General features: G+C 70.0%; 16 protein-coding genes. 9 read left to right on the forward strand and 7 right to left on the reverse strand.

The features are described from left to right. Positions 1 to 10: 10 nt before the first annotated feature. Positions 11 to 886: a DUF6279 family lipoprotein gene (locus WG922_RS01285; protein ID WP_340280068.1), complete on the forward strand. Its 876-nt coding sequence runs from the start codon at positions 11 to 13 to the stop codon at positions 884 to 886. Further along, entirely contained in the window at positions 886 to 2,031 is a 1,146-nt protein-coding gene (locus tag WG922_RS01290; protein WP_340280070.1) for an MFS transporter, read from the forward strand. The genes WG922_RS01285 and WG922_RS01290 overlap by 1 nt, the downstream gene beginning before the upstream one ends. Before the next feature lie 61 nt (positions 2,032 to 2,092). On the opposite strand, the gene WG922_RS01295 is transcribed toward WG922_RS01290, so the two are convergent. The 3 genes from WG922_RS01295 to WG922_RS01305 all read right to left on the reverse strand — a co-directional run bounded on the left by WG922_RS01295 (position 2,093) and on the right by WG922_RS01305 (position 4,265). After that, complete coding sequence (locus tag WG922_RS01295) at positions 2,093 to 3,082, reverse strand: MBL fold metallo-hydrolase (protein ID WP_340280072.1); 990 nt, start codon at positions 3,080 to 3,082, stop codon at positions 2,093 to 2,095. 65 nt (positions 3,083 to 3,147) lie between these two features. After that, positions 3,148 to 3,810 carry a TetR/AcrR family transcriptional regulator gene (locus WG922_RS01300; RefSeq protein WP_340280074.1) on the reverse strand — a complete coding sequence of 221 codons (663 nt, stop codon included), beginning with the start codon at positions 3,808 to 3,810 and terminating at the stop codon, positions 3,148 to 3,150. Further along, entirely contained in the window at positions 3,753 to 4,265 is a 513-nt protein-coding gene (locus WG922_RS01305) for a DUF2917 domain-containing protein (protein WP_340280076.1), read from the reverse strand. The genes WG922_RS01300 and WG922_RS01305 overlap by 58 nt, the downstream gene beginning before the upstream one ends. A gap of 107 nt (positions 4,266 to 4,372) precedes the next feature. Here WG922_RS01305 and WG922_RS01310 point away from each other — a divergent pair, with 107 nt between their 5' ends. Then, entirely contained in the window at positions 4,373 to 5,356 is a 984-nt protein-coding gene (locus tag WG922_RS01310; protein ID WP_340280077.1) for a LysR substrate-binding domain-containing protein, read from the forward strand. A 41-nt stretch (positions 5,357 to 5,397) separates the two neighbouring features. Here WG922_RS01310 and WG922_RS01315 read toward each other — a convergent pair whose 3' ends face one another. Genes WG922_RS01315 through ttcA form a run of 4 tightly spaced genes read right to left on the reverse strand, consistent with a single transcriptional unit; the run spans position 5,398 to position 8,831 of the window. Next, positions 5,398 to 6,570 carry a DSD1 family PLP-dependent enzyme gene (locus tag WG922_RS01315; RefSeq protein WP_340280079.1) on the reverse strand — a complete coding sequence of 391 codons (1,173 nt, stop codon included), beginning with the start codon at positions 6,568 to 6,570 and terminating at the stop codon, positions 5,398 to 5,400. After that, the gene (locus tag WG922_RS01320; protein WP_340280080.1) at positions 6,554 to 7,198 is read right to left on the reverse strand and encodes a histidine phosphatase family protein; all 645 of its coding nucleotides are present in this window, start codon (positions 7,196 to 7,198) and stop codon (positions 6,554 to 6,556) included. The genes WG922_RS01315 and WG922_RS01320 overlap by 17 nt, the downstream gene beginning before the upstream one ends. Positions 7,199 to 7,240: 42 nt before the next feature. Next, positions 7,241 to 7,870, reverse strand: a complete 630-nt coding sequence (locus WG922_RS01325) for a DUF4136 domain-containing protein (protein ID WP_340280081.1) — start codon at positions 7,868 to 7,870, stop codon at positions 7,241 to 7,243. 43 nt (positions 7,871 to 7,913) lie between these two features. After that, positions 7,914 to 8,831 carry a tRNA 2-thiocytidine(32) synthetase TtcA gene (gene ttcA, locus WG922_RS01330; protein ID WP_340280083.1) on the reverse strand — a complete coding sequence of 306 codons (918 nt, stop codon included), beginning with the start codon at positions 8,829 to 8,831 and terminating at the stop codon, positions 7,914 to 7,916. Positions 8,832 to 8,931: 100 nt separating this feature from the next. Here ttcA and WG922_RS01335 point away from each other — a divergent pair, with 100 nt between their 5' ends. Genes WG922_RS01335 through WG922_RS01360 form a run of 6 tightly spaced genes read left to right on the forward strand, consistent with a single transcriptional unit; the run spans position 8,932 to position 17,221 of the window. Continuing rightward, a complete protein-coding gene (locus WG922_RS01335) occupies positions 8,932 to 12,432 on the forward strand; it encodes a response regulator (protein WP_340280086.1) in 3,501 nt (1,166 codons plus the stop codon). Further along, the gene (locus WG922_RS01340; protein ID WP_340280087.1) at positions 12,432 to 13,271 is read left to right on the forward strand and encodes a CheR family methyltransferase; all 840 of its coding nucleotides are present in this window, start codon (positions 12,432 to 12,434) and stop codon (positions 13,269 to 13,271) included. The genes WG922_RS01335 and WG922_RS01340 overlap by 1 nt, the downstream gene beginning before the upstream one ends. Next, the gene (locus WG922_RS01345) at positions 13,268 to 13,855 is read left to right on the forward strand and encodes a chemotaxis protein CheB (protein WP_340280089.1); all 588 of its coding nucleotides are present in this window, start codon (positions 13,268 to 13,270) and stop codon (positions 13,853 to 13,855) included. The genes WG922_RS01340 and WG922_RS01345 overlap by 4 nt, the downstream gene beginning before the upstream one ends. Continuing rightward, positions 13,852 to 15,003 carry a hybrid sensor histidine kinase/response regulator gene (locus WG922_RS01350; protein WP_340280090.1) on the forward strand — a complete coding sequence of 384 codons (1,152 nt, stop codon included), beginning with the start codon at positions 13,852 to 13,854 and terminating at the stop codon, positions 15,001 to 15,003. The genes WG922_RS01345 and WG922_RS01350 overlap by 4 nt, the downstream gene beginning before the upstream one ends. After that, on the forward strand, positions 15,000 to 15,806 hold the full coding sequence (locus WG922_RS01355) for a sensor histidine kinase (RefSeq protein WP_340280091.1): 807 nt from the start codon (positions 15,000 to 15,002) through the stop codon (positions 15,804 to 15,806). The genes WG922_RS01350 and WG922_RS01355 overlap by 4 nt, the downstream gene beginning before the upstream one ends. After that, the gene (locus WG922_RS01360) at positions 15,803 to 17,221 is read left to right on the forward strand and encodes an RAD55 family ATPase (protein WP_340280093.1); all 1,419 of its coding nucleotides are present in this window, start codon (positions 15,803 to 15,805) and stop codon (positions 17,219 to 17,221) included. Before WG922_RS01355 ends, WG922_RS01360 begins: the two co-directional genes overlap by 4 nt. Positions 17,222 to 17,224: the final 3 nt, after the last annotated feature.

Raw genomic sequence — 17,224 nt, forward strand, 5'->3', positions numbered from 1 at the left:
TCCTTCGTTCATGACCACTGCATTCGTCTTCGGCCGGCGCATTATCGGCCTGCTGATCGCCTGTCTGATGCTGTCGGGCTGCAGTGCCTTGAAGCTGGGCTACAACACCCTGCCGGAACTTGCCTACTGGTGGCTCGACCGCTCGCTCGCCTTTAACGACGAGCAGCGCCCGCGCGTGCGCGAAGACCTCGCAGCGCTGCATCGCTGGCACCGCAGCGCCGAGCTGCCCCGTTTCATCGACGTCCTGGCGCGGCTGGAGCAACTCGCGCCCGGCGAGCTCACGCCGACACAGGCCTGTAGCGTGGTCGATGAGGTGCGGCTGCGGCTGGCCGCATTGCGTCGCCAGGCAGAACCGCTGCTGGCCGCCACCGGCGCGACGCTCGGCGAGCAACAGCTGGCGCACCTCGCGCGCCGGCAGGAGCACAACCTGCGCGAGTTCCGTCGCACGTGGGTCCGTATCGATCCGGTCGCACGCGAGGACAAGCGCGTCGAGCAGTTCCAGGAGCACGCCGAGCGGTTGTACGGCCGTCTCGAGCCGGCGCAGCGCCGCGTGTTGCGCGAACGCATTGCAAGCTCCCGTTTCGACGGCGAGCGCATCGTCGCCGAGCGTGCGCGACGCCAGACCGACACCCTCGAGACGCTGCGGCAGCTGCGCGCACCGGGCCTCGCGCCCGCGCAGGCGCAGGCGCTGGTGCGCGCGTGGCTCGACCGCCTGGAGCACTCGCCCGATGCCCAGTGGCGCGGCTACCAGCAGGCGCTGCAGCAGGAGCACTGCGCGACGTTCGCGCAGCTGCACAACGCGGCGAGCGCCGAGCAGCGCGCACGCGCGGCCGAACGCCTGCGCGGCTGGCAGCGCGATCTGCACACCCTGGTGGACCAGTCCTGATGCGCGCGCCCTCCCAGATGGCCATCGTGTGGCGGCTGGCAATCGGCACCGCGCTCATGGTGCTGGCCTATGGCATGACGGCGCCGCTGCTCGCCGTGCTGCTGCAGCGCGCCGGCCATGCGACCAGCACCGTGGGCGCGTTCGCCATGGTGCCTTTCCTCATGGTGGTGCTGCTGATCCCGGTGATGCCACGCCTGCTCGCGCGATGGGGCGTGCTGCGCGTCTATCGCTGGGGCAGCGTGCTGCAGGTTCTGGCGGCGCTGGGCTATGTGGCCGGCTCGGGACTGTGGACCTGGACCGCCGCGGCGATGGTGGGCGGCATCGGCGTGGCAGGCCTGTGGAACGCCACCGAAGCGCTGCTTGCGCGCGAGGCCCCGCCCCAGCGGCGTGGACAGGTAATGGGCCTCTACCAGACCTGCATGGGCGCGGCCTTCGCTCTCGGGCCGTTCGTTCCGGGGCTGCTGGGCTGGCCGGCCCGCCCGCTGCTGGTCGCTGCGACGGTTCTGGTGACGCTGTGCTGGATGACGGCGCTCACCATCCCGGACCACCACCTGCACGAGCCACCACCGGGCCAGGCCGGCACCTGGTCGGCCCTGCGGGCCGTGCCCGGACTGGTGGTGCTGGCGTTCATCGGTGGGACGTTCGAAGCGGGCCTGAGTTCGATCAGCGCGGCATATGCCTCGGCCAGCGGACTTGGCCTCAGCGCCGCGGCCAGCGTGGCCGGGGCGATCGGCACCGGCAGCTTCCTGTGCCAGTACCCGGCGGGACTGGCCGCCGACCGCTTCCGTCCGGGCGCGGTGTTCCGGGCGGCGGGGCTGCTGCTGCTCGCCACCAGCCTGTGCTTCGCCATGGCCGACCGCGTGCCCGCGCTGCTCTGGGTCTGCGGACTGATCTGGGGCGGCGTGGGCGGCGCGCTCTACACGATCACCATGGTGCAGGTGGCGCACGCCTTCGAGGGGCGCGCCACCGCCGGCGGCGCGGCGGCGATCATCACCGGCTACACCCTGGGCGGCACGATCGGACCGCTCGCCAGCGGCGCCGCCTTGCAGTGGAGCGGCGCCCCGGGGCTTGCGCTGCTGCTGTCGCTGCTGGCGCTCGCTGCACTGGCGGCGGCGCGCCACCCGGCGGCGCCCTTGCCAGCCTGAGGCGACTGGCGCCCGGCACGCCATGCGCCAGCCGCAGCGGCCTGGATGATTCGCGAAGGCCTCAGGCCTGCAGCGACTCCCACATCTCCTTGTCGCGCTCGGCCGTCCAGACGCGTGGCGTCTTGATGCCACGCGCTTCGTCGTAGGCCCGGCTCACGTCGAAGGGCAGGCAGTGCTCGTAGATGAAGACGTGGCCGAACACCGGGTCCATGCTCTTGCGGGTGTGCTCCATCGCCGCCTTCAGGTCCATGTTGGCCTGGGCCGCCTCGCAGGCGCAGCGATAGAGGGTCTCGACCCAGCGCTTGGTGTAGTCCAGCGCCTTGTTCACCTGCTCGGCGCCCTTGAGCGCCTCACCGCGGCCCGGCACCAGCGCCTCGGCCTGGAGGCTGCGCAGCGCTTCGAGGGTGGCAGGCCATTCGGCAAGGTGCGCATCGCCGGTGTAGACGCCGGCGTTGTACTCGACCAGGTCGCCGCTGAACAGAACCTTCTCTTCCTCGACCCAGGCGATGGTGTCGCCGCGGGTGTGGCCGTTGCCGGGGTGCCAGATCTGCACCTTCACGCCGCCCAGATCGACCGTGAGCTTGCCCGGGACCTCGCCGACATTGGGGTCGCCGCCGCCGATCACCATGGTGGGCCAGGTCAGGCCCGGCACGCTCTCGGCATTGCGGAACAGGCGCGGGAAGCGGTCCATCTCGGATTGCATGTCTTCCTTGCCGCGCTCCGCGATCAACTCCGCCGTGCCCTGGCTGGCGATGACTTCGGTCGCACCTTCGGCGAAGAAGGCACTTGCGCCCAGCACGCGCACCGCGTGGTAGTGCGTCAGCAGCACGTACTTGATGGGCTTGTCGCTCACCTCGCGGATACGGGCGATCAGGTCGCGGGCCATCGCGGGGGTGGCGGTGGCGTCGCTGACCATGATGAACTTTTCGCCGATGATCACGCCCGAATTGGGGTCGCCTTCGGCCGTGTAGGCCCAGCAGTGCGGGCTGAGTTGCTCGAAGGTGATCTGCTTGTCGGCCAGGTCGGCTTGGCTGGCAAAGGCTTTGGACATGGGGTCTCCAGGAAGTCGTGCGCCGGCGGCGCAGGTCGGCTCGGATTTTACCTAACCGTAATCAGTTACGCATTGTTGAACTGGGAAGCCCGCGCCGGATCTCCGGGCACTGCCCCGTCGTCCGCGCCGCGTCCGGCCATTCCGTGTTCGAGCACCCCGATCACCTGCTCGGCGAAGGCGGCGTAGCTCATGGGTCCGCCCGGTCGCAGCCAGGTGAAGGTCCAGTTGATCATGCCGAACAGCATCATGGTGCGCGCCGTCTGGTTGGCCGGCGTGACGTGTCCCGGATAGGCGCGACGCAGGAAGCGCGTGACCGCCGCGACCACGTCGCGCTGGCGATCCAGGATCTGCTGGCGCTGCGTATCTCCGAGGAACTTGGTGTCGTGCAGCAAGGCCACATGACGCGTGGCCGAGGTCTCGTACTCGACGAGAAAGGCGCGCACCAGCTCGTGCAATGCGGCGCGCTCGTCGAGATCGCGCCGCTGGGACGTGGCCTCGGCCTGTCCGATCAGCGACAGCAGGCGCTGGGTGTAGCGGTCGAGCAGGTCGAACAGGATCGCCTCCTTGCTCTCGTAGTAGTGATAGAGCCGCGCCTTGGACGCACCGCACGCCGCCGCGATGTCGTTCATGCTGGCGGCCGGGTAGCTGCGCTCGGCGAAGCACTGGGCGGCTACGTCCAGGATTTCGTCGCGCTTGACATCGTGCTGCTGTGATCGGGGGCGAGCCATCGCTTGCTCAGGAGTGCCCCACCATTATCGCGGCCGGCCACGACCGCCCAACCCCAGGCAGCGAGGCCGGCGGCCAGGCGCACGAGCGCGCCGCCGGCCAGTGCACCCGCCTGGCGCAGATCTGCCAGCGGCCGCAGCACCGCCTCGCGGCGTGCCGCCCGCGCGACGGCCACTTCGGGCACGGGCTCCCATGCGAAGCACACCGGCTGCGCCTTCCAGGCCTCCATGACGGCGTGGCTGCCGGCGGGAATGCGGAACTCCTCGCCGGCGACCAGCACGTGGTCGCAGACCGGTGCCGCCCCGCCGGTGTCGATCGTGAGCCAGACGCGGCCCTGCACCACCCGCAGCAGGCTGGCCTCGCGCGGACGCAGGCTCACGGCGTCGCGCGCGGCCAGCTTCCAGGCGCCGGCACAGTCGCTCGATTGATGCGTGAAGGGAGGTTTTTGGGCGTGCATGGCGCTCTCCTGAGAGGATGCTTGGCACTGCATGATCGGCGCGCCTGGGTTGGCAGTCCAATGATTTGCAGCTAGGCTATTCATTCCCGCACGGCATCAATCCACGCATGCAGCACTCCCACACCCACCTGCGCACCCGGCCCATTTCCGCCGGCCACCTGCGGGCCTTCGAAGCCGTCGCGCGCCACCTCAACTTCCGCGCCGCCGCCGAGGAGATGGCCCTGACGCAGTCGGCCGTGAGCCGGCAGATCCAGGCCTTGGAGGAAGAAGTGGGGGTGGGGCTGTTCCTGCGCCACACGCGCGCCGTGGAGCTGACCAGCGCCGGCGCGCAGCTGCTGCTGGCGGTCTCGCAAAGCCTGCCCCGCATCGACGGCGCGGTGCGCCAGATCCGCCAGAGCGCGGGCCGCAAGAGCGTCTCGCTCACCACCTTCGCCTCCTTCGCCTCGATGTGGCTGATCCCGCGGCTCGAACAGTTCCAGCGCGCGCACCCGGACATCGACATCCGCATCGACGCGAGCGACGCCTCGCTCGACCTGGACATCGCCGACGTCGATCTCGCCCTGCGCTACGGACCCGCGGCCAACATGCCGCCGCAGTCGCAGCGTCTGTTCGGCGAGCAGCTGATGCCGGTGGCGAGCCCCTGGCTGCTCAAGAGCGGGCCACCTCTGGAGGCACCGGCCGACCTGGCGCAGCACACGCTGATCGAGGCCGGCGACGCGCACCGCACGCACCTGCAGTGGCTCACGTGGCGGCGCTGGTTCGACGAGCAGCAGCTCGGCCGGCTGCAGCCCAAGCGCTGGCTCTACTTCAACTACGCCTACCAGATGGTGCAGGCGGCGCTCACCGGCCAGGGCGTTGTGCTGGCGCGATCACCGATGGTTGCCGAGAGCCTGGCGAGCGGAGACCTGGTCGAGCCGCTGCCCGGCTTCCGCATGGACTCGCCCATGGCCTATTGGCTGATCCTCGGGCCGCGCGGCGTGCAGCGGCCAGAGATCGTGGCGTTCAAGGAGTGGCTCACGGCCGAGAGCCAGAGCACCCGCCAGGCGACCGGCGAAGTGCCCGATCCCGACACGCTCGACCACATCGACTGACGCCGTCCGGCCCGACAGCCCGGTCGTAGCCGCGATCAGGATCAGCCCAGCGCACCGCGCGCATCGACGCGGATGATGCGCTGGATGCGCCCCTTCGCCAGGCCACCCGCCACACCGATCAGGTGGTCGTGCAGGTTGACCGTCGGGTCGCAGTGCCCTGGCACCAGCCACAGGCAGTCGCCGAGTGCAGGCAGGCGCGCGCCGCGCAGCAGGCCGTGCTCGTCGCCGCCGTTGGCGAATTCGAGCGATGCCGGTTCGCCGCCGACGGCATGGACCAGGGGCAGCCCCGAGTCGATCGCGTGGCTCTTGTGCCCGGCATCGCAGACCGCGTGGTCCGCGGACACGCTGATCACCTGGGTGCGCACGAACAGTGCATGCTCGAACGCCGGCTGGGCCGCGTCGCGCTCGTTGCGTGCGTAGTCCACGTCCATGAACAGGAACGAGCCCGGCTGCAGTTCGCCGAACACGCCGCTGGCCGCCTCGCACACCAGCGTTCCGGTGCCCGCACCGGTCACCAGCGGCACGGTCACCCCCTCGGCTTCGATCGCCGCGCAGCTTGCCTGCACGGCCCGCACCACGGCGGCGACGGCATCGCGGCGCTCGCGCGCGCCGCGCAGGTGCTGGGCCCGCCCGTGGTAGGCCTGCAGCCCCGCGAAGCGCAGCGCTGCGTGGCGGCGGATCGCGTGCACCAGCGCCACCGCGGGCGTGCCCGGCGGCACCCCACAGCGACCCTGCCCCACGTCGATTTCTACGAACACATCGATCACCGCGGCAGCCGCTCCGGCGGCACGCTGCGCGTTCATGGCCTCGGCAAGCCGCCGCACGCCTTCTTCGCTGTCCACGGCGATCGCCAGCTGACCTCCGACGGCGGCGAGCTGGTGCGCCAGCGCGGCCACTCGGGCGAGCTTGGCCGGTGCGATCACCTCGTTGCTGATGTAGATGTCCTGCACGCCCCCGGCAGCCAGGGCTTCGGCCTCGGCGGTCTTCTGCACGCACACACCGCAGGCGCCGGCCTGCACCTGCAGGCGCGCCAGCACCGAGCTCTTGTGCATCTTGGCGTGCGGACGCCAGCGCACGCCGTGCTTGCGCGCGAACTCCGCCATGCGATTGAGGTTGCGCTGCATGGCGTCGAGGTCCACCACCAGGGCCGGCGTGTCGATCGCATCGACGCCGCTGCCGAGGGTGGTCTTCAGGCGATCATGCAACGTCTTCATCGATCGCCGCCGTGTCCTCGAGATGCAGGGTGTCGGACCAGCCCACCACGCTGAGCCCGTCCCGCGACCAGAGCAGGCGGTTGATCGCGGCGTTCATCAGCTCCCAGGTGCGCGGCGCCTCGACCGGCTGCCGTGTCGCGAGGCGGTACAGGGCGTCCAGCACACCGCCGTGTGCGACCAGCACGATGAGCTCGCCGGCATGCCGCGCCGCGAGGCGATCCACCGTCTGCTGCACGCGGGCGCGCACTGCCAGCAGCGATTCCCCGCCGTCGGGAGGCGCCCAATCGGGCACCCGCGTGCGCCACTGGCGCGCCTGGTCGGGCCAGGCCTGCTCCACTTCCACGAAGGTGCGCCCCTCGAACGCGCCGAAGTGGCGCTCGCGCAGTCCGGGTTCGGCCACCACCGGAACGCCGCTGCGCGCCGCGATGGCGTCGGCCGTGTGCCGCGCCCGCAGCAGGTCGCTGCTGTAGATGCCGCCGACGCGTTCGCCCGCGAGCGCACGCGCCAGCTGGCGCGCCTGCCACTGCCCTCGGGGATTCAGGCCGATGTCGAGCTGCCCCTGGATGCGTGTGTCCACGTTCCAGGCAGTCTCGCCGTGGCGAACGGCAATGATGCGGGTCGCTTCCATGCGGCATTCTAGGCAGGCCGCCGTAGCGCGCCGAGCGCGAGCTCAGCGCGCTTGCCCGATCTGCACATCGACCCGGCGCACGCCCTGCGGAGGATTGGGAAAGCCCTGCATCGCCGCCTGGAACATCGCCGAGAGCACCGCGCCCGAATCGGCCCAGGGCCCCTCGTTGACGGCGCGGCTCTCGTATACCACCTGGTTGGCGCTCAGGTCGCGCACCAGCACGCGCACCTCGCGGTGGTACCAGGGCGGCTCGGGGCGCGGGAAGAAGGGCGCACCGAAGCCCAGGCCGATGCCGATGCCGCGGTTGGCGCCGACACCCAGACCCCAGCCCCCGCCCCAGCCGCCCCAGCCCCCGTACCACGGATCGGCCCAGGGAGACAGGATGCGCTGGCCGCTCACATCGACCTGCACCGCGAAGCGCGGCGAAGCGTCGTCGCGGCGCAGGCCGGCCTGGAACAGCGCCTGGTCGGCCAGGGCCGCGAGCTGCGCCTGTTCGGGGCCGCGCTGCGAAGGCAGCCACTCGAATCGGTAGGTGGGGCTGGCAGGCAGGCCTTGCAGCGCCGAATAGGACTGCACGGCCGCATCGACCCGGTAGCCGGTGGCACAGCCGGACACGAAGGCGGCGGAGGCCAGCACGAGCAGGCCGGCCCAGCGCGAAAAGGCACGCGTCATACAAGCTCCCTGGCGCGCTCCGCCGCCCGGACCGCCCGGGCGCTCAGAGGCGGACGATCTGCAGCTCCGCCGGGGCGGAAGGCACGGCGAAGGGCTCGGGATCGAACGCCTTGTCCCCGTCCGCGCTGGCGACCCCCGTGGCCTGCAGACCTTTGAAGTCGTAGTGTGCGCCGTCGGCCAGATGCGAAGGCACGACATTTTGTAAAGCAGAGAACATGTTCTCGAGCCGGCCCGGGTGCTTGCGCTCCCATTCCTGCAGCATCGCCGACACCTGCTTGCGCTGCAGGTTCTCCTGGCTGCCGCACAGGGTGCAGGGAATGATCGGGAACTGGCGGTGCGCGGCCCATCGCACCAGGTCTTTTTCGGCCACGTAGGCGAGCGGGCGGATCACGATATGGCGCCCGTCGTCGCTCACGAGCTTGGGCGGCATCCCCTTGAGCTTGCCGCCGAAGAACATGTTGAGGAACAGGGTCTGCAGGATGTCGTCGCGATGGTGGCCCAGCGCGATCTTGGTCGCTCCGAGCTCGCCGGCCACGCGGTACAGGATGCCGCGGCGCAGGCGCGAGCAGAGGCTGCACATGGTCTTGCCCTCGGGAATCTTGTCCTTGACGATCGAATAGGTGTCCTGTTCCTCGATGTGGAAGGGAACCCCCAGGCGCGTCAGGTACTCAGGCAGTACGTGGCCGGGAAATCCCGGCTGCTTCTGGTCCAGGTTCACCGCGACGATGTCGAAATGCACCGGCGCGCGCTGCCGAAGCTTCAGCAGGATGTCCAGCAGTCCGTAGCTGTCCTTCCCGCCGGAGAGGCAACACATCACCCGATCACCCGCTTCGATCATGCGGTAGTCGGCGATCGCTTGTCCGGCCAGCCGGCACAGCCGCTTTTCGAGCTTGTGCGTCTCGCGCTCGATCTTCTGCTCTCGGGGGGTCGGATTGGGGGGGTCACTCCAGACGGCGCTCATGGTGTCGGATTGTCTCACCGTCCCCTGGGCGCCAATGGATGAGCTGCCCTTTGCGGCACACTCGCCCCTCGCCACTGTTCAGTATTCGCCCCAACGATCAATGCCCCAAACGCCGAACGATCCGCGCATTTTCCGCAGCATCCTCACGCGCAACGTCTCCTTTCCGCTGGCCCTGGGCATCGTCAGCGCCACGCTGTTCGTCGGGCTCATCCTGTACCTGCTCGATGCCATCGCCCAGGTGGAGCGCACCGACCAGGTGATCACCCGCGCGTATGCGGTGCAAAACCTCGACCTCGACATGGAGTCGAGCGTGCGCGGCTATCTGCTCACCGGCGATGCGCGCTACCTCGAACCCTACGAGCAGTCGCTGTCCCGGCTCAGCGGCGAGCGCGAACGCCTGCGCGAGCTGGCCGCCGCAGCGCCCCCGCAGCGCGAGCGCATCGAGCGCATCGCCGCCCTGCAGGCGCGCTGGAACCGATTTGCCTCCGACCAGATCGAGCGCAAGCGACGCGACAGCCAGTACGCCGGCGGCGAGGGGCTCGACGAGGGGCGACAGCTCAAGCGGGCGATACGCGACGAGTTCGAGGCGTTCACCAATTACGAGCGCCGCCTGCGCCTGGAGCGCGTGCAGGAGGCCGACCGCAACGCCAAGGTCTCGGTCGCCCTGTTCGTCGGATTCATGCTGTCGGTGGGCATGCTGCTCGCATGGCGCGGCCGGCGCGACCTGATGGCCGTCTCTGGCGCCTACAGCAGCGCATTCGAGGAACAGGCACGCCAGGCCGAGACGCTGCAATCGCAGGCCTGGCTGCGCGAAGGCCAGTCCCTGCTCAGCGAACGGCTGGCGCGCGAGCAGGCGGTCGCCGGGGTCGCGCACGGCGCACTGGAGTTCCTGTCGCGCTATCTCGGCATCGCCGTCGGCGTCATCTATCTGCCGCAGGAAGACGGCAGCTTCGTGCGCGCGGGCACCTGGGGGTGGTCGCCCGAACTCGAGGGCAGTTCCACCCGCATGCCGGCCGATCGCTCGCTGATCGGCGAATGCGCGGCCCAGCGTCGCCAGTTCACGCTGGAGCAGGTCCCCGCCGATTACCTGCGGGTGAGCTCGGGTCTCGGCCATGCCACGGTGCAGTCGGTGCTCATCGCGCCGATCGAGCACGAGGGCCGGCTCAACGGCGTGCTCGAGGTCGGTCTGCTGCGCCCCGTCTCGCCCCGCGACGGCGAGTTGCTGCAGATGGCCAGCGGCAATCTTGGCGCCTCGCTGGAAGCCGCCCGCAACCGCCGGCGCCTGCAGGACATGCTTGAAGAGACCCAGCAGCTCAACGAGGAGCTGCAGGTGCAGCAGGAAGAGCTCCGGACGGCCAACGAGGAGCTGGAGGAGCACTCGCGCGCGCTCAAGGAATCGCAGGCCAACCTCGAAAACCAGCAGGCCGAGCTGGAGCAGACCAACCTGCGCCTGTCCGAGCAGGCCGAGCAGCTCGCCGACCAGCGCGACGAGCTGCGCCAGGCGCAGGGCGAGCTGGAAGCCCGCGCCGAGGAGCTGCAGCGGGCCAGCCGCTACAAGTCCGAATTCCTGGCCAACATGTCGCACGAGCTGCGCACCCCCCTCAACAGCGCACTGATCCTGGCGCGCCTGCTCGCCGACAACCCCGACCACAACCTCACCGAGGAACAGGTGAAGTTCGCCCAGTCGATCTACAGCTCGGGGAACGACCTGCTCACCCTGATCAACGACGTGCTGGACATCGCCAAGGTCGAAGCCGGCAAGATGGACGTGCAGCCGGACGCCACGCCGCTGGCCGGCGTGGTCGAGGGGCTGCGCATGCTGTTCGAGCCACTGACAGACCGCAAGGGACTGCGCTTCCAGACCGAGGTGGCTCCGGACGCACCGCAGCAGCTCGTCACCGACCGGCAGCGGGTCGAGCAGATCCTGCGCAACCTGCTGTCCAACGCGGTCAAGTTCACCGACAAGGGCACCGTCGCCCTGACCGTGCGCACGCACGACGACCAGGTGGTGTTCGACGTGCGCGACAGCGGCATCGGCATCGATCCTTCACAGCATGAGCTGATCTTCGAGGCCTTCCAGCAGGCCGACGGGACCGTCAGCCGGCGCTTTGGCGGCACCGGCCTGGGCCTGTCGATCTCGCGCGACCTGGCACGGTTGCTGGGCGGCACCCTGACCCTGACCAGCGAACCCGGGCAAGGCAGCACTTTCACGCTGTCCCTGCCGCTCGTCTATCGCCCCGCCGCCGAGTGGCCCCAGGCGGCGTCCCCGGCCGCTGGGGCCATCTCGACTGCCGCGCCCACGCCGGCACCGGGTTCGCGCATGGCCCCGCGCCCGGTGCCGGCGCCGATGCCCGAACCGGAGCGGCCGGCGTTCCCCGACGACCGCGAGCAGGCGCCCGAGGGCCGCCGCACGGTGCTGGTGGTCGAGGACGACCACACCTTCGCGCGCATCCTGTTCGACCTCGCGCACGAACTGGGCTATCGCTGCCTGGTGGCGCACCATGCCGAGTCGGGCCTGCGGCTCGCCATCGATCACCAGCCGCAGGCGGTGCTGCTGGACATGCGGCTGCCGGACAGCAACGGATTGACGGTGCTGCAGCGTCTGAAGGACGACCCACGCACGCGGCACATTCCGGTCCACGTGCTCTCGGCCGAGGACCGCTCCGAAACCGCCCTGCAGATGGGCGCAGTGGGCTACGCGCTCAAGCCGGCCACCCGGGAGCAGCTGCAGGACGTCTTCAAGCGCGTGGAGTCCAAGTTCAGCCAGAAGGTCAAGCGCGTGCTGCTGGTCGAGGACGACCCCCGGCAGCGCGAGAGCGTCTCGCTGCTGATCGGAGAAGACGGCGTGGAGATCACCGCCGTCGCCGAGGGCGGGCAGGCGCTGCAGGCGCTGGCCGGCGCGGTCTTCGACTGCATGATCATCGACCTGAAGCTGCCCGACATGAGCGGCCAGGAACTGCTCGAGCGCATGGCCTCCGGCGAGAGCCGCTCCTTTCCCCCGGTCATCGTCTACACCGGGCGCAACCTCGACCGCCATGAAGAAGCGCAACTGCTGCGCTACTCGCGCTCCATCATCATCAAGGGAGCTCGATCGCCCGAGCGGCTGCTCGACGAAGTGACCCTGTTCCTGCATCAGGTGGAGGCGGACCTCTCCAGCGAGCGCCAGAAGATGCTGCGCACCGCGCGCAGCCGCGACAAGGCCTTCGAGGGCCGCCGCATCCTGGTGGTGGACGACGATGTGCGCAACATCTTTGCCCTGAGCAGCGCCCTGGAGCACAAGGGCGCGCAGATCGACGTCGCGCGCAACGGCATCGAGGCACTGCAGCAGCTCGGCCAGAGGGACGGCCAGAAGGACGGCTACGACCTGGTGCTGATGGACATCATGATGCCGGAGATGGACGGCTACACCGCCATGCGCGAGATCCGACGCAATCCGCGGTGGCAGAAGCTGCCCATCATCGCCATCACCGCCAAGGCGATGCGCGACGATCAGGAGAAATGCCTGGCTGCCGGGGCCAGCGACTACCTCGCCAAGCCGATCGAACTGGAGCGCCTGTTCTCGCTCATACGCGTGTGGCTGCCCAAGATGGAACTGCTCTGATGGCCAACCGAAGCGTTGCCGACATCGAGGTGCGACTGCTGGTGGAGGCTGTCTACCTGCGCTGGGGGCATGACTTCCGCGACTACTCGCTGGCCTCCCTGCGCCGCAGGGTCGAGCACGCGCGCGAACAGATGGCCCTGCCCACGATCACGGCCGTGCAGGAGCGCGTGCTGCACGATCCGGGCGGCTTCGCGCAGCTGCTGCAGCACCTCACGGTGCCGGTCAGCGAGATGTTCCGCGATCCGCCGTACTTCCTGGCGCTGCGCCGCCAGGTGGCGCCGGTGCTGCGCACGTATCCGTCGATCAAGGTGTGGGTGGCGGGCTGCAGCACCGGCGAGGAGGCGTACTCGCTGGCGATCCTGCTGCGCGAGGAGGGCCTGCTGGACCGCGCGATGGTCTACGCCACCGACATCAACCCGGCCTCGCTGGAGCGTGCGCGCAAGGGAATCTACCCGCTCGAAAGCATGCAGCTGTTCACCCAGAACTACCAGGCGGCGGGCGGCGCGGAAAGCTTCTCGCGCTACTACACCGCCGGCTATGGCGGTGCGGTGTTCGACCGCGCGCTGCGCGAGCGCATCACCTTCGCCGACCACAGCCTGGCCACCGACAGCGTGTTCGCCGAAACCCATCTGGTCTCGTGCCGCAACGTGCTGATCTACTTCAACCGCACGCTTCAGGACCGGGCGCTCGGCCTGTTCCACGAATCGCTCGCACACCGCGGCTATCTCGGCCTGGGCTCCAAGGAGACGCTGGAATTCTCGAAGTGGGCGGGTCGCTTCGAGCCGGTGGCGCGGCGCGAGCGGCTCTACCGCAAGCTGCCGCAGGGGGCCACCCCATGAGCGCAGCAACCACCGACCGCCGCATCGAGGCACTCGCGATCGGCGCCTCCGCCGGCGGGATCGACGCGCTGTTCACCGTGCTCGCCGGGCTCACCCGGCCCACCTGCGCGCCGGTGATCGTCGTGCTGCACCTGCCTGCCGCGCACGAGAGCCGGCTCGCCGAGATCTTCGCGGCGCGCCTGCCCCTGCAGGTGCGCGAGGCCCTTCCGGGCAGCCGCCTGGAGCCGGGCTGGCTGTATTTCGCGCCGCCGGACTACCATCTCCTGGTGGAGGCCGACCGCAGCTTTTCCCTGAGCTGCGAGCCGCCGGTGCACTACTCGCGGCCCGCCATCGACCTGCTCTTCGAGTCCTGCGCCGAAGCCTATGGGCCCGGCCTGGCGGCCGTGGTGCTCACGGGTGCCAACGAGGACGGCGCGCAGGGACTTGCGCGGGTGCGCGAACGCGGCGGACTGGCCGTCGTCCAGGACCCGCGCGAGGCCCAGCACGCCGCCATGCCGCAGGCGGCGCTGGACCTTGCCGGTGCCGACCTGGTGCTGCCGCTCGCGGCAATCCAAGAACTCCTGCCTACCTTGATCTGCCCATGACATCCGCCGCGCCCATCGTGAAAATCCTGCTGGTCGATGATCTCGAGGGCAACCTGGTCGCCCTGCGGGCCCTGCTGCGCGGCAACGACCGCGAGGTGTTCTGCGCCCGCTCCGGCGACGAGGCCCTGTCGCTGATGCTGGAACACGAGTTCGCGCTGGCCATGCTCGACGTGCAGATGCCGGGCATGAACGGTTTCGAGCTGGCCGAGCTGATGCGGGGCACCGAGCGAACGCGCCACATTCCCATCGTCTTCGTCACCGCGGCGGGCCGCGAGCTGAATCACGCGTTTCGCGGCTATGAGAGCGGCGCGGTGGATTTCCTCTACAAGCCGCTGGATGCGCACATGGTGCGCAGCAAGGTGGCTGTCTTCGTCGATCTGTTCCGCCAGCGCCAGGCGCTGCAGCAGGCCCACGCCGAGTTGCAGCGCGCGGTGCGCATGCGCGACGACTTCATGTCGATGGTCTCGCACGAGATGCGCAATCCGCTCAACACGCTGTACCTGCAGGTGCAGCTGCGCAAGCGCCTGATCGGCACCGGCAGCCCGCCCGAGCTGCCGACGCTCAAGACCATGACAGACAACGACGAGCGGCAGATCCACAGCATGATCCGCCTGCTCGACGACATCCTCGACGTCTCGCGCATCCGCACCGGGCGTCTGGCCATGGCGCCCTGCGAGATGGACCTCTCCGCGCTGGTGCGCCGCGCCGTCGAGGCGATGTCGGAGCAGGCGCGCGCCTCCGACACGCCACTGGGAGTCGAGGCACCGCCCCACCTGCCGATCGTCGGCGACGAGGTGCGCCTCGAGCAGGTGCTCACCAACCTGCTGACCAATGCCCTGCGCTACGGCGGCGGCCGGCCCGTGCAGGTCACGCTGCGCCAGCAGACGGGGGAGGCCGTGATCTCAGTCAAGGACCAGGGACCGGGCATCGCACCCGCCGACCAGGAGCGCATCTTCGGCCAGTTCGAGCGCACCAGCTCGGCTGGGACGGTGCAGGGGCTGGGCCTCGGGCTGTTCATCAGCCAGCAGCTGGTGCACGCCCATGGCGGCCGCATCCACGTGCAGAGCGCGCCCGGGAAGGGTTCGGAGTTCATGGTCTCGCTTCCGTTGCCGCCGGCGACCGCGGGCGCCCCGCGGGGCACCGCGTGAGCGCCGGGGGTCCGGCACGGCCGCACGATGCGCAGGCGCTCGCCGCCGAGCTGCGCGAGGCGCAGCGGGCCCTGGCCGAAGCTCGGGCGGGTCTGCACGCGCGCGACGAGTTCCTCGCCATCGCCGCGCACGAGCTGCGCTCGCCGCTGAACGCGCTGGGACTGCAGCTCGCCCTGCTCGAACGGAGCGCCGCCGAGACCGATCCGGCCTTGCGCGAGCAGGTGCAACGGGCCCGCCGCAATGCCCAGCGCTGCGTGCGCCGTGCGACGGTTCTGCTGGACCTGAGCCGCATCGCCACCGGCCAGCTCAGGCCGACTTTCGGCACGGTGTCGCTATCGCAGGTCGTGCGCGAGGTGGTCGAGACCTACCAGGACGAGGCGGCGTTCCGCGGCGCCGAACTCAGCGAAGCGGTGGAGGTCGATGCCGTCGGGTGCTGGGATGCGCAGATGGTCGAGGAAATCATCGGCAACCTCGTGGCCAACGCGATCCGGTACGGCGCCGGCACGGCCGTGCGCGTGCACGCCGGCGCCGGGCCGGCGGATTGGGCCTGGGTCCGCGTGCAGGACGGCGGGCCTGGCATCCCGCCGGCCGACCTCGCGCGCATGTCGCAGACCTTCGAGCGCGTGGTCGCTGGCGCCGCGGACCGTGGGGGCTTTGGCTTGGGCCTGTGGATCGCGGGCACAATGGCCGCTGCCCACGCCGGAACGATCGAGGTCGCATCGCAGCCCGGCGCAGGCAGCACGTTTACGATCCGGCTGCCGTTGCGCGTGGCCGCAGCGGGAGTGAAGGACCAGCACACGTGAACCACACCACCGCGAGCCCGCAGGCAGCCCTGCCCCGCATCGCCACCGGCGTACCCGGCCTCGACGAGGTGACGGGCGGCGGCTTTCTCCAATCGGGCGTCTACATCCTGCAGGGGGCCCCCGGGGCGGGCAAGACCATCCTGTCCAACCAGATCGCCTACCACCACGCCGCCGGCGGCGGCAACGTGGTCTACGTCACGCTGCTGGCCGAGTCGCACGCGCGCCTGCTGCAGCACATGCAGTCGTTCTCCTTCTTCGATCCGTCGGCAGCGCCCGAGCGGATCTACTACATCAGCGCCTTCAATGCGCTGCGCTCCGAGGGGCTGCCCGGCGTGGTCAAGCTGCTGCAGGCCGAGATGCGTGCACGCGGTGCCGGGCTGCTGGTGCTCGACGGGCTGGTGATGGCCGCCGAGGCCGCCGCGTCCGACGAGTCGCTGAAGCTGTTCGTGAGCGATCTGCAGGCCCACTCCTCGCTGAGCGGGTGCACCACCCTCCTGCTCACCAGCGCTCCCGCCGACCGGGGCGTGACGGCCGAGCAGACCATGGTGGACGGCATCCTGCTGCTGCGGGAGCGGGCATTCGGCCCACGGCGCGAGCGCAACATCGAGGTCGTGAAATTCCGCGGAAGCCGCACGCTGCGCGGCAACCATTCCTTCCAGATCGGGCCCACCGGCATCGTCATCTTTCCGCGCCTCGAATCGATGCCGCGCGGCTCGGCCGATTTCGCGGCCACTCCGGTCGGCGTATCGCTCGGCGTCCCGGGCCTGGACCGCATGTTCGACATCGGCGGCATCGCCCAGGGCAGCGTCGCCACCATCGCCGGCGCCTCCGGCAGCGGCAAGACCACCCTGGCCCTGCACTTCCTCGCGCAATCGGCCGCTCACGAGCGCGGCATCTTCCTCGGCTTCTACGAGACGCCGAAATTTCTGCAAGCGATCGCGCGAAGGCTCGGCATCGACCCCGCCGGCGTGCTGTGCGGGCCGAACGTGGAGTTCCTCTGGCAGCCACTCGGCGAAAACCTGCTGGACGAAGTGGCGCAGCGGCTGCTGGAGCGCGTGGAGCAGTCGGGCGCCAGGCGCGTGGTCGTCGATGGGCTGGGCGGGTTCCTCAGCGCGCCGGCTTTCGCCGAGCGCGGCGAAAGCTTCCTGGCCGCCTTCGCCAACGAACTGCGCAGACTCGGCGCCACGACGCTCATGACCATCGAGGATGTCGATCCTTCGCGCGCCATTCAGGCCGCCGCCATGTCCGCCGTGGCCGACACCATCCTGCGCCTGCGGGTGACGGAGCACGAGGCGGTCCGCCGCTTCGTGTGGCTCGGCAAGAGCCGCATGCTGCGCAGCGACCTGCGCGTGCGCGAACTCGCTCTCGGGGCGGAGGGGTTGTCCGTACGGCAGGAGCCCGACGTTGTCGCGTGAAGC

Source organism: Ramlibacter sp. AN1015, assembly GCF_037726105.1.
Taxonomy (GTDB): domain Bacteria; phylum Pseudomonadota; class Gammaproteobacteria; order Burkholderiales; family Burkholderiaceae_C; genus Ramlibacter.